Below are 11,993 nucleotides of genomic sequence, written 5' to 3'. Positions count from 1 at the left end.
CGCCGCTCCCGCCCCCGGCCGCCCCCGGTGCCGTGGCCACGACCGGTGCCGGGCCGATGACCGGTGCCGCGGCGGCCACCAGTACATCGGCCGTGGCGGCGCGCTTCGCCACGTTCCGCAGCTCGCCGAGGTACTCGTCGCTCTCCCCGAAGTCGAGGAGCCCGTCCCCGAGATAGGCCTGGGCGGTGATCTCTCCCAGCGCCGTGTACTCCGCGGGTTCCGCCCGTCCGATGACGATGTCCATGCCCGGCAGTGTGCCGGAGGAGGACGGTGGCGGTCGCCGGGTTTCCGGCGGTCGCCGCCGGAGTTCAGCCGTCGGCGGGCCACCGCGGCAGGGTCGTGACGAAGTCCTTCGTGAAGTCGCGCGGGCCCGGACCCAGGGCCACGCGGCCGGTGAGCCGGATCCGCGCGGTCAGGGCCGGCGACTCGGGGTAGTGGACCCGCCCGGCGGCCGGGGGCACGAACACGGTCTGGCCGCGGGTGAGTTCGGTGGCGGACTCGACGACGACCGCGCCCTCCGCGAGCGTCACGAACGACTCGTCCGCGCACACGCCGACGGCGAGCGGATCGTGCAGCGGGCAGGTGCCGTCCCCGCCGCCGCGCCGGTACGCGTCCATGTAGAACCGCAGCAGCCGCGCGGCGAGCGCGGTACCGGGGCCCGCCGCCTCCAGGGCCGCGAGGTCGGCGGGCCCGAACAGCCAGCCGTGCGAGGCGTCCAGGTCGACCATGGTGAACGGGATGCCGGAGGACAGGACCAGCTCGGCGGCGTCCGGGTCGGCCCACATGTTGAACTCGGCGACCGGGGTGATGTTCCCGGGCACCCGGGCGGCACCGCCCATGAACACGAGTTTGCGTACGCGCAGGGCGAAGGCGGGGTCCTCCAGGAGCGCGACCGCCACGTTCGTGAGGGGACCCGTGGCGCACACGGTCAGTTCGCCCTCGTGCTCCCGGGACAGCCGCAGCAGCGCCTGCGCGGAGGACTCGGACGGATGCGCGGCGGTCGAGTCCGGAAGGGTCTCGTGGGCAAGGCCCGCGGAGCCGTGGAAGTCGTCGGCGAGGCGGTACGGCAGGCGGGTCAGCGGGCGGCCCGCGCCGCGGTGGACGGGGACGTCGGCGTCGATGCGCAGGGCCCGGGCCAGGGCGCGGGCGTTGCGGTAGGTCCGCTCGGCGGGCAGGTTGCCGCCGACCGAGGTGTACGCCCTGAGGTCCCACAGCCCCGTCCCGAGCAGGTACTGGAGGGCGACGGCGTCGTCGATACCGGGGTCGCTGTCGAGGACGATGGGGGCGCGAGGGGTCACGCGACCAGCGTAGGGCGGGTGTTCCGCCCCCGCCGCCTCTCCTTTTCCCGAGGGCTCCGGACCCGAGGCCGGGCCGGGCCGGGAAGGGGAGAAGCGGCGGGGGCGGGAACCCTAGTGCCCGGCTCCCGCCGTGGCCGGCGGCAGCTCCACCTGGACGCCCTTGTCGCCGGCGTCCGCCGTGTAGTCCTCGGCGGAGGTCTCGTCGACGCCGTCGGGAGCCTTCACGGCCCGCAGGACGAACGTCAGCGCCACGGTCACCAGCACGTTCAGCACGAACGCCGTCAGCCCGATGTACCCGATCTCCCCGATGCCGGGGATCTCCTTCGACGAGCCCCCGAAGTGCTTCTGGGTCGGCGAGGCCACCCCGTAGGCGGCGACCGTGCCGTACACCATGCCGACCGCCCAGCCCGCGAGCAGCGCCCACCGGTGGAACCAGCGGGTGAACAGACCGCCGACCAGGGCCGGGAAGGTCTGCAGGATCCAGATGCCGCCGAGCAGCTGGAAGTTGATGGCGACCGTCTTGTCCATGGTCAGCACGAAGGCCAGCGCACCCACCTTCACCAGGAGCGAGACCAGCTTGGAGACCTTGGTCTCCTGGGCGGGCGTCGCGTCGGGCCTGATGAAGTCCTTGTAGATGTTGCGGGTGAACAGGTTCGCCGCCGCGATGGACATAATGGCCGCCGGCACGAGCGCGCCGATGCCGATCGCCGCGAAGGCCACGCCCGCGAACCAGTCGGGGAACATGGTCTCGAAGAGCTGCGGGATCGCCAGCTGCCCGTTGTCCACCTTGATGCCGGCCGCGATGGCCATGAAGCCGAGCAGCGCGAGCAGGCCCAGCATCAGCGAGTACAGCGGCAGGATCGTGGTGTTGCGCCGGATCACCTCACGGCTGCGGCTGGAGAGCGTCGCCGTGATCGAGTGCGGGTACATGAACAGGGCCAGCGCCGAGCCGAGGGCGAGGGTCGCGTACGTCCACTGACCCGCCTCGTTCGGTGCCAGGGAGCCGCGGGGCGCGCCGGTCGCCGGGTTGGTCTGGCCGTACGCCTCGCCCGCCTTGGCGAAGATCTCGTCGAAGCCGCCCAGCTTGATCGGGATGTAGATGATCGCGACGGCGATGACGACGTAGATCAGCGTGTCCTTGACGAACGCGATCAGAGCGGGTGCCCGCAGCCCGGACGAGTACGTGTACGCGGCCAGCACACCGAAGGCGAGGAGCAGCGGCAGGTCCTTGACGAACCAGTTGGTGTCCTCGCCGCCGCCGACGCCCATCACGTCGAGGACGGCCTGGATGCCCACCAGCTGCAGCGCGATGTACGGCATCGTCGCCAGGATGCCGGTGACGGCGACCGCGAGCGACAGCCCCTTCGAGCCGAAGCGCCCCCGCACGAAGTCCGACGTCGTCACGTACCCGTGCTTGTGCGACACCGACCACAGGCGGGGGAGGAAGGTGAAGATCAGGGGGTAGACCAGGATCGTGTACGGGACGGCGAAGAAGCCGGCCGCGCCCGCCGCGTAGATGGCCGCCGGGACCGCCACGAAGGTGTAGGCCGTGTAGAGGTCGCCGCCGAGCAGGAACCAGGTGACCCAGGTGCCGAAGGACCGCCCGCCCAGGCCCCACTCGTCCAGGCTGTGCTCATCGGCGGCCCGGCGCCAGCGCGAGGCGAGGAAGCCCATGACCGTGACGGCCAGGAAGAAGAAGATGAAGACGGCGAGCGCGACGCCGTTCACGCCGTCCTTCATGCGGACGTGCCCCCGTTCTGTGCCTTGCGGGCGCGCTGGTCACGGTTCCACAGCGTGTACGCGGTCATCGTGAGCGCGGTCGAGAGGAGCACCCACAGCATCTGGTACCAGTAGAAGAAGGGGATGCCGATGAAGGTGGGGTCGACCTTCGCGTACGAGCCCACCCAGAGCATGGCCACGAACGGCGCGACCAGACAGAGGGCGATCACCACGCGGACCGGCGTCACCACCGGCGGTTTCCCTTCGGGCGCTCTCGGCGCATCCGGCGTTCTCGACATACGGCGGCTCCGTCCCCTCACTGATCACCTGTGCAACGCGCAGGAAATCTAAGGGACGGTTCCGCTTTATGGAACCCCTGTCCGCATAACGGATGTGCTGGAGCGTTCACCGTCCGCCGGTGGCCTCCGCCGGCTGCCGCCGGCCTCAGCAGCAGCGGAAGCCCTGCCGCGGATCCGCCTCCTGGCGGTCCGTGCGCATCCGCTCGAACTCCCGCCGCGAGGGCACCTCCGCGCCGGGCCGGTTCTCGCGCAGGTACGCGACGTAGCGGTCGTACGCGGACTCGTCGGTGAGCTCCCGCACGTACCAGCGCACGCCCCTAACCGCGCGGTTCAGCGCCGACCGCATCGCGTGCCTCCTTCTTCTCCTCCTCCGTCGGGATCAGCCCGGCCGGAGCGACGATCCGCGACTCGACGTACGGCGCCTCGCTGAGCGAGGAGAGCGCGGGACGGCGTACGTGCCGGACGCACACCCTCGTCGCGTCCGCGATCACGATGACGATGAGCAGGGCCAGGACCGCCGTCAGGACGCCGTCGACCGTGGAGTTCGTGACGATCGTGTGCATGTCGTCCATGTTCTTCGCAGGTGCGATGACCTCACCCCGGTCGATGCCGTCCTGGTAGACCGAGCGCTGCTCGAAGAAGCCGACGCGCGGATCGCTGGAGAAGACCTTCTGCCAGCTCGCGGTCAGGGTGACCGTGGCGTCCCAGAGCAGGGGGACCCCGGTGACCCAGGCCCACTTGAGGCGGCCGGACTTCACCAGCAGGGTCGTGCAGACCGCCAGGGCGACGGCGGCGAGGAGCTGGTTGGAGATGCCGAAGACCGGGAACAGCTGGTTGATCCCGCCGAGCGGTTCATGGACGCCCACCCACAGGAAGTAGCCCCACAGACCGCAGACGATGCCGCTCGTGATGACGAGCCCGGGCTTCCAGCTCACGTCCCTGAAGGGTTTGTAGAGGTTGCCCAGCGTGTCCTGGAGCATGAAGCGGCCCACCCGGGTGCCCGCGTCGAGCGCGGTCAGGATGAACAGCGCCTCGAACATGATCGCGAAGTGGTACCAGAACGCGCGCAGGCCGCCCCCGGTGACCTGGGAGAAGATCTCCGAGACGCCGACCGCGAGAGTGGGCGCGCCGCCGGTCCGCGACAGCAGGGACGACTCCTCGACGTTCTTCGCCGCGGCGGCCAGGTCCTCGGGCGAGATCTGGTAGCCCCAGCCGCCCACCACCTGGGAGGCGTTCTGGACCGTGTCCCCGATGACCCCGGCGGGCGCGTTCATCGCGAAGTACAGACCCGGGTCGATGACGGACGCCGCGATCAGCGCCATGACCGCCACGGACGACTCCATGAGCATGGAGCCGTACCCGATCATGCGGACCTGCGTCTCCTTCTGGATCATCTTCGGCGTGGTGCCGGAGGAGATCAGGGAGTGGAAGCCGGAGAGCGCCCCGCAGGCGATGGTGATGAAGACGAACGGGAAGAGCGAGCCCGCGAAGACCGGTCCGTCACCCTGCGAGGCGAAGTCCGTCACCCCGTCCATCCGCAGCGTCGGCAGCGCGATGACGACCCCGAGCGCGAGCAGCACGATCGTGCCGATCTTCATGAACGTGGAGAGGTAGTCACGGGGTGCCAGCAGCATCCACACCGGCAGGATCGACGCGATGAAGCCGTACGCCACCAGCCAGACGACCAGGGTCGAGGGCGCCAGCGTGAAGGCGCCGGCCCAGGACGACTCGGCGACCCAGCGTCCGGCGATCAGCGCGAACAGCAGCAGGGCCACGCCGATCAGGGAGACCTCGGCGACCCGGCCGGGCCGCAGGACCCGCAGGTAGAAGCCCATCAGCAGGGCGATCGGGACCGTCATCGCGATGGAGAAGGTGCCCCACGGCGACTGGGCGAGCGCGTTGACGACGACCAGCGCGAGCACCCCGAGCAGGACGATCATGATGGCGAAGGCGGCGAGCAGGGCGGCCGCGCCGCCGAACGGGCCGATCTCCTCGCGCGCCATCTGCCCCAGCGACCTGCCGTCCCGGCGGGTGGAGAAGAAGAGGACGACCATGTCCTGGACCGCGCCCGCGAAGATCACGCCGACGATGATCCAGATGGTGCCGGGCAGGTACCCCATCTGCGCGGCCAGCACGGGCCCCACCAGGGGGCCCGCGCCGGCGATCGCCGCGAAGTGGTGGCCGAGCAGTACGCGCCGGTCGGTGGGGTGGAAGTCGATGCCGTTGTTGAGCCGCTCGGCCGGGGTGGCCCGGGTCCCGTCGACCTTCAGCACCTTGTGGGCGATGAACTTCGCGTAGAAACGGTAGGCGATGGCGTACGAGCCGAGGGCGGCCGCCACCATCCAGGCGGCCGAGACCTCCTCGCCCCGCGAGAGCGCGAGCACGGACCAGCCGGCCGCGCTCACCAGCGCGACGAGGGTCCAGATGACGATGGTGCGAGGGCTTGCCTTGAGGGGTCTGTCGGTGCGCACGGGCCGTCCTCCCGTCCATGGATGACGGAAGGACGGTAGAACAGGATGGTGACCGGCGCCACACCACAAACACCACCATCTGTACACCCACCGAACTTCCGTCCGCCGGCGCGCACGACCGCCTGCCCGGCTCGCGCCGCGCGCAACCACCGCCTTTCAGGGCCGCGCCCGACTGCCCGCCGCGGCCCGCGTGCGACCGCCGCTGTCCAGGGCCGCGCCTCGACTGTCCGTCATGGGCCGCGTGCGACCGCCGTTTTTCACGGGTGCGGCCGACTGTCCGTCGTGGGCCGCGTGTGGCCGCCGTTTTTCAGGGGCGCGCGTCGACTGTCCGTCGTAGGCCGCGTGCGACCGCCGTTTTTCACGGGTGCGGCCGACTGTCCGTCGTGGGCCGCGTGTGGCCGCCGTTTTTCAGGGGCGCGCGTCGACTGTCCGTCGTAGGCCGCGTGCGACCGCCGTTTTTCACGGGTGCGGCCGACTGTCCGTCGTGGGCCGCGTGTGGCCGCCGTTTTTCAGGGGCGCGCGTCGACTGTCCGTCGTAGGCCGCGTGCGACCGCCGTTTTTCACGGGTGCGGCCGACTGTCCGTCGTGGGCCGCGTGCGACCGCCGCTTTTCAGGGGCGCGGGGAACTGCGCGACCAGCCACCGCGGACCCGCACCCGGCAGCGCACCCCGGCCACCCGGCCACCGGCCACCGGCCACCCGGCCACCCGGCCGCCGGCCGCGCCGCCCCTCAGTCCGCCGGCCTCTTCAGCCGCGCGACGAACTTGTACCGGTCCCCCCGGTACACCGACCGCACCCACTCCACCGGCTGCTCGTCCTTGTCGAGCGAGTGCCGCGACAGCATCAGCATCGGCAACCCCACATCCGTGCCGAGCAGCCCCGCCTCCCGGGGAGTGGCGAGCGAGGTCTCGATCGTCTCCTCCGCCTCGGCCAGATGCACGTCGTACACCTCCGCCAACGCCGTGTACAGCGAGGTGTACTTCACCAGCGACCGCCGCAGCGCGGGAAACCGCTTCGCGGACAGATGCGTGGTCTCGATCGCCATCGGCTCCCCGCTCGCGAGCCGCAACCGCTCGATCCGCAGCACCCGCCCCCCGGCGGTGATGTCGAGCAGCCCGGCCAGCGTGTCGTCGGCGGTGATGTACCCGACGTCCAGCAGCTGCGAGGTGGGCTCCAGCCCCTGCGCCCGCATGTCCTCGGTGTACGAGGTGAGTTGCAGGGCCTGCGACACCTTCGGCTTGGCCACGAACGTGCCCTTGCCCTGGATGCGTTCGAGCCGCCCCTCGACGACCAGTTCCTGGAGCGCCTGGCGCACGGTCGTGCGCGAGGTGTCGAACTCGGCGGCCAGCGTGCGCTCGGGCGGCACCGGCGTACCCGGCGGAAGCGTGTCCGTCATGTCGAGCAGGTGCTTCTTCAGGCGGTAGTACTTGGGCACGCGCGCGGTACGGATGGGGGCCCCACCCTCGTTCTCCGCACTGCTGACGTCGGTGCTCATACTCTGCCTTCCCGGCTCCGGGTGCCGATGCGGCACGACGTACGCGTCGGCCACGGCTCACATCGTGGCACGCCCCACCGTGCGGGCGTCCCCCCGCACGCTGCGTGATCCCCTCTATATACCGTCGGGGTCCCTTTTGGTCTAGTCCACAGAGTGAGCGGAACGGGCCGTGGGAGACCCCCGCGCCACCGCCCCGACCTGCACGCGAACGCACCCGTCCCACCGCCCGTTCTGTCGCCTTTCCCGCCACCCGCGCAGTGAAAGGTCCCTGCATATGTAGGTCCCGTAACGGACAGCCGGGAGCGGCTGCATCGCCCTTGACACCCCTCTAGGTCTAGTCCAAGCTCCCCGTACTGGTCTAAACCATTGAGGACCAGGTCCCAGCCCCACGGGCAGTACTCGTCGTAAGTCACGCGGTGGGCAGGGGGGTTGCTGGCATCCCTGAGGAGGATGACGTGAATCGCAAGCTCATCGCGGCCGTCGGTGTCGCGGGCATGTTGATGTCGGTCGCTGCCTGCGGCGGCGACGACGGTGACGGTGGCGGCAAGGCGGGCGCCGACGGTTACGAGGGCCAGACCCTGACCGTCTGGGCGATGGACGGCTCCACGCCGCCCGGCTGGACCAAGGACGTCAAGGCCGCCTTCGAGAAGAAGACCAAGGCCAAGCTGAAGTTCGAGACCCAGCAGTGGAACGGCATCCAGCAGAAGATCACCACCTCCCTCTCCGAGGAGAACCCGCCGGACGTCATCGAGGTCGGCAACACCCAGACCCCCGCCTACGCGGCCACCGGGGGCCTCGCCGACCTGACGGACCTCAAGGAGGAGATCGGCGCCGACTGGACCAAGACCCTCAACGAGTCCTCGGTCTTCGACGGCAAGCAGTACGCGGCCCCGTGGTACTTCGCCAACCGCGTCGTGGTCTACAACAAGAAGGTCTGGGCCGACGCAGGGATCAAGGACACCCCGAAGACGCGGGCCGAGTTCCTCGACGCCCTGAAGACCATCGACAAGAAGACCGACGCCGAGCCGCTCTACCTGCCCGGCCAGAACTGGTACTTCTTCGGTGGCCTGACCATCGGACAGGGCGCCGACCTGGTGAAGAAGGAAGGCGACAAGTACGTCTCCAACCTCGCGGACCCGAAGGTCGGCAAGGCCATGGAGCTCTACAAGCAGTACCAGTCCTACTCCAAGGCCCCCAAGGACAAGGACGAGGCGACCCCGCAGCAGGCCGAGGTCTTCGCCAAGGGCGACGTCGGCGCCTTCATCGGCATGGGCTGGGAGGCCGGTACGGCCATCGCGGCCAACAAGAAGATCGAGAAGGACATCGGCTACTTCACCATCCCCGGTGAGACGGCCGACGAGCCCGAGGGCGTCTTCCTCGGCGGCTCCAACTTCGCGGTCGCCGCGGGCAGCAAGAAGCAGGAGCTCGCCAAGGAGTTCCTGAAGATCGCCCTGTCCGACAAGTTCGAGGGCGCGCTCGCCAAGGAGAACGGCGTCATCCCCAACAAGGAGTCGCTGCAGATCAACCTTTCGGGCAACGCCGCGGCCGAGGCCGCCGCTCCCGCCGCGTCCTCCGGCGGCACCACCCCGCTGATCCCCGAGTGGGCCGCGGTGGAGAACGAGCCGAACCCGATCAAGTCCTACATGACCGCGGTCCTGAAGGGGAAGTCGCCCGCGGCCGCCGCCAAGCAGGTCGAGGCGGAGATCAACAAGCGGCTCGCGCAGAGCAGCTGATCACCTCCGTGCCGGGGGCGGCCCCTTCCCCGTGACGGTTCCCCCCGTCCCCGGCACGCCGGCGCATCCGACTGCGAATCCCGATGGTGGAAGAGATGGCGAGCATGTCAGTGCAGACCGAACGCACGGACACGGGCCAGGCCGCGGGGCCCGGCGTCCGCAAGACCGACGTACCCCCGCCCGCCGACGGCACGGGTACGGGCCCGGGCCCGGCCGGCCGGCGCGGCGGCGCCTCCGCCCCGTACCTGCTCCTGCTGCCCGCCCTGCTCGCCACGGTGATCCTGCTCGGCTGGCCGCTCATCAAGAACGGCATCCTGTCGTTCCAGAACCTCAACCCGCGCCAGCTGATCCTCCACCTCACCGAGTGGCGGGGGATCGACAACTACACGGACGTCCTGAGCAGCCCGGACTTCTGGAAGGTCGTCCAGCGCACGGTCGTCTTCACCGCGGTGAACGTCGTCCTCGTCATGCTGCTCGGTACGCTCGTCGGCCTGCTCCTCGCCCGGCTCGGCAAGCGCATGCGGCTGGTGCTGCTGCTCGGCCTGGTGCTGGCCTGGGCCATGCCGGTGATCGCCGCGACCACGGTCTACCAGTGGCTGTTCGCCCAGCGCTTCGGCGTCGTCAACTGGCTGCTCGCCAAGGCGGGCTGGTCGTCGATGGCCGACTACAACTGGTTCGGCAGCCAGCTCTCCACCTTCTCCGTGATCACCCTGCTGATCGTCTGGCAGTCCATCCCGTTCGTGGCGATCAACCTGTACGCCGCCACGACCACCATCCCCAAGGAACTGTACGAGGCCGCCTCCATCGACGGGGCCGGCACCTGGAAGAGCTTCACCTCCGTGACCTTCCCCTTCCTGCGGCCGTTCCTGTGGGCGACGACCTTCCTGGAGGTCATCTGGGTGTTCAAGGCGTTCCCGCAGATCTTCGCCATCAACAAGGGCGGCCCCGACCGGCTCACCGAGACCCTGCCGATCTACGCGTTCGTCGAGGGCCCCGGCAACCAGCACTACGGCATGGGCGCGGCGATCTCGTTCCTGACGATCCTCATCCTGCTCGCCCTGACCGCCTACTACCTGCGTACCGTTCTCAAGCAAGAGGAGGACGAGCTGTGAAGCGCTCCCTGGTGGCCCGTCTGTGGCCCAACGCGACGGCCCTCGTCCTCTTCGTGGTCTTCGCGTTCCCCGTCTACTGGATGTTCGCGACCTCGCTGAAGCCCAACGGCGACATCATCTCGGACACCCCGGTCTTCGTACCGACCGACATCACCTTCGACCACTTCCGAAAAGCGCTCGACGCCGACAACTTCTGGACGCTCGTCGGCAACTCCCTGACGGTGACCGTCCTCGCGGTGGTCTTCTCCCTCGTCATCGCACTGCTCGCGTCCTTCGCGCTGGCCCGTATGCGCTTCAAGGGACGCCGCGGATTCCTCCTGACGTTCATGATCGCGCAGATGGCCCCCTGGGAGGTCATGGTCATCGCGATCTACATGATCGTGCGCGACGCCGACCTCCTGAACAGCCTCGTCCCGCTGACCGTCTTCTACATGATCATGGTGCTGCCCTTCACCGTCCTGACGCTGCGCGGATACGTCGCCGCCGTGCCGAAGGAGCTGGAGGAATCGGCGATGGTGGACGGCTGCACCCGCAAGCAGGCCTTCGTGAAGGTCATCTTCCCGCTGCTCGCCCCTGGGCTCATGGCGACCTCGCTCTTCGGCTTCATCACGGCGTGGAACGAGTTCCCGCTGGTCCTGATCCTCAACAAGGACGTCGAGAAGCAGACGCTCCCGCTGTGGCTCTCCAGCTTCCAGACCACGTTCGGCGACGACTGGGGCGCCACCATGGCCGCCGCCTCGCTCTTCGCCATCCCGATCCTGGTCCTCTTCGTCTTCCTCCAGCGCAAGGCCGTCAGTGGACTGACCTCCGGCGCCGTGAAGGGATAACGCCACCCGATGACCACCATCGCCCCCGGCACGGACACGCTGACCCGTGATGCCCTCGCCGTCCTGCAGCCCGGCTTCACCGGGACCTCCGCTCCTTCCTGGCTGCTGCGGCGGCTCGGCGAAGGCCTCACCTCGGTCGGCCTCTTCGGCCGCAACATCGCCTCGCCCGACCAGCTCGCCGCCCTCACGGCCCAGTTGCGCGCCGAACGCGACGACGTCCTGGTCGCCATCGACGAGGAGGGCGGCGACGTCACGCGCCTGGAGGTGCGTACGGGGTCCTCGTTCCCCGGCAACCACGCGCTCGGCGCGGTCGACGACGTGGCCCTGACCGAGTCCGTGGCCCGCGAACTGGGCCGCCGGCTCGCCGCCTGCGGCGTGAACCTCAACTGGGCGCCGTCCGCCGACATCAACTCCGACCCCGGCAACCCCGTCATCGGCGTACGGTCCTTCGGCGCCGACACCGACCTCGTCGCCCGGCACACCGCCGCGTACGTCCGGGGGCTCCAGTCCGCCGGAGTCGCCGCCTGCACCAAGCACTTCCCGGGGCACGGCGACACGGCGGTCGACTCCCACCACGCGCTGCCGCGCATCGACGCCGGACTGCCGCTCCTGGAGTCCCGCGAACTGGCTCCGTTCCGCGCCGCCGTCGCGGCCGGCACGCGGGCCGTGATGAGCGCGCACATCCTGGTGCCCGCCCTCGACCCGGACCGTCCCGCGACCCTCTCCCGCCGCGTGCTCACCGGGCTGCTGCGCGAGGAGCTCGGCTTCGACGGACTGATCGTCACCGACGGCATGGAGATGCAGGCCATCTCGGCGACCTACGGCATCGAACGCGGCAGCGTCCTCGCGATCGCCGCCGGCGCCGACGCCATCTGCGTGGGCGGCGGACTGGCCGACGAGGCGACGGTCCTGCGCCTGCGGGACGCGCTGGTCACGGCCGTCCGCACGGGCGAACTCCCCGAGGAACGGCTGGCGGACGCGGCGGCCCGGGTACGCGCCCTGGCCTCCTGGACGGCCACCGCCCCGACCGCACCGGGAGC

General features: G+C 69.9%; 10 protein-coding genes and 1 pseudogene. 4 read left to right on the top strand and 7 right to left on the bottom strand.

Annotated elements, in window-relative coordinates:
* The 7 genes and pseudogenes from HO151_RS03590 to HO151_RS03560 form a co-directional block, all read right to left on the bottom strand.
* Positions 1 to 244, bottom strand: a pseudogene (locus HO151_RS03590) (GNAT family N-acetyltransferase); the annotation flags it as partial.
* A 64-nt stretch (positions 245 to 308) separates the two neighbouring features.
* Positions 309 to 1,298, bottom strand: coding sequence for a nucleoside hydrolase (locus HO151_RS03585; RefSeq protein WP_173894656.1), 990 nt, complete (start codon positions 1,296 to 1,298; stop codon positions 309 to 311).
* Between the two features lie 111 nt (positions 1,299 to 1,409).
* Positions 1,410 to 3,038 carry a monocarboxylate uptake permease MctP gene (gene mctP, locus HO151_RS03580; RefSeq protein ID WP_173894655.1) on the bottom strand — a complete coding sequence of 543 codons (1,629 nt, stop codon included), beginning with the start codon at positions 3,036 to 3,038 and terminating at the stop codon, positions 1,410 to 1,412.
* Positions 3,035 to 3,316 carry a DUF3311 domain-containing protein gene (locus HO151_RS03575; protein ID WP_173894654.1) on the bottom strand — a complete coding sequence of 94 codons (282 nt, stop codon included), beginning with the start codon at positions 3,314 to 3,316 and terminating at the stop codon, positions 3,035 to 3,037. Before HO151_RS03575 ends, mctP begins: the two co-directional genes overlap by 4 nt.
* 145 nt (positions 3,317 to 3,461) lie before the next feature.
* Positions 3,462 to 3,662 carry a YbdD/YjiX family protein gene (locus HO151_RS03570; RefSeq protein WP_173894653.1) on the bottom strand — a complete coding sequence of 67 codons (201 nt, stop codon included), beginning with the start codon at positions 3,660 to 3,662 and terminating at the stop codon, positions 3,462 to 3,464.
* Entirely contained in the window at positions 3,634 to 5,787 is a 2,154-nt protein-coding gene (locus HO151_RS03565; protein ID WP_173894652.1) for a carbon starvation CstA family protein, read from the bottom strand. The genes HO151_RS03570 and HO151_RS03565 overlap by 29 nt, the downstream gene beginning before the upstream one ends.
* Before the next feature lie 729 nt (positions 5,788 to 6,516).
* The gene (locus tag HO151_RS03560; protein ID WP_173894651.1) at positions 6,517 to 7,281 is read right to left on the bottom strand and encodes a GntR family transcriptional regulator; all 765 of its coding nucleotides are present in this window, start codon (positions 7,279 to 7,281) and stop codon (positions 6,517 to 6,519) included.
* A gap of 455 nt (positions 7,282 to 7,736) precedes the next feature.
* On the opposite strand from HO151_RS03560, the gene HO151_RS03555 reads away from it, so the two are divergent.
* The 4 genes from HO151_RS03555 to HO151_RS03540 form a co-directional block, all read left to right on the top strand.
* Positions 7,737 to 9,014: an extracellular solute-binding protein gene (locus tag HO151_RS03555; RefSeq protein ID WP_173894650.1), complete on the top strand. Its 1,278-nt coding sequence runs from the start codon at positions 7,737 to 7,739 to the stop codon at positions 9,012 to 9,014.
* Positions 9,015 to 9,118: 104 nt separating this feature from the next.
* Positions 9,119 to 10,126 (top strand): carbohydrate ABC transporter permease, encoded by a 1,008-nt coding sequence (locus HO151_RS03550; RefSeq protein ID WP_173894657.1) that lies wholly within the window; start codon positions 9,119 to 9,121, stop codon positions 10,124 to 10,126.
* On the top strand, positions 10,123 to 10,953 hold the full coding sequence (locus HO151_RS03545; RefSeq protein ID WP_173894649.1) for a carbohydrate ABC transporter permease: 831 nt from the start codon (positions 10,123 to 10,125) through the stop codon (positions 10,951 to 10,953). The genes HO151_RS03550 and HO151_RS03545 overlap by 4 nt, the downstream gene beginning before the upstream one ends.
* 9 nt (positions 10,954 to 10,962) lie before the next feature.
* Positions 10,963 to 11,993, top strand: a 1,031-nt coding sequence (locus HO151_RS03540; RefSeq protein ID WP_173894648.1) for a glycoside hydrolase family 3 protein, incomplete at its 3' end; no start/stop codon positions are given.

It is taken from the genome of Streptomyces sp. 8P21H-1, assembly GCF_013302945.1.
Note: the sequence above shows the minus strand (reverse complement) of the source record. Positions and strands in the feature narration are given on the sequence as shown.

What these genes read in the sequence shown, in the direction of transcription:
- mctP (WP_173894655.1), bottom strand. Translation starts at nt 3,038, where the DNA reads ATGAAGGACGGCGTGAACGGCGTCGCGCTCGCCGTCTTCATCTTCTTC.
- HO151_RS03575 (WP_173894654.1), bottom strand. Translation starts at nt 3,316, where the DNA reads ATGTCGAGAACGCCGGATGCGCCGAGAGCGCCCGAAGGGAAACCGCCG.
- HO151_RS03560 (WP_173894651.1), bottom strand. Translation starts at nt 7,281, where the DNA reads ATGAGCACCGACGTCAGCAGTGCGGAGAACGAGGGTGGGGCCCCCATC.
- HO151_RS03550 (WP_173894657.1), top strand. Translation starts at nt 9,119, where the DNA reads ATGTCAGTGCAGACCGAACGCACGGACACGGGCCAGGCCGCGGGGCCC.
- HO151_RS03570 (WP_173894653.1), bottom strand. Translation starts at nt 3,662, where the DNA reads ATGCGGTCGGCGCTGAACCGCGCGGTTAGGGGCGTGCGCTGGTACGTG.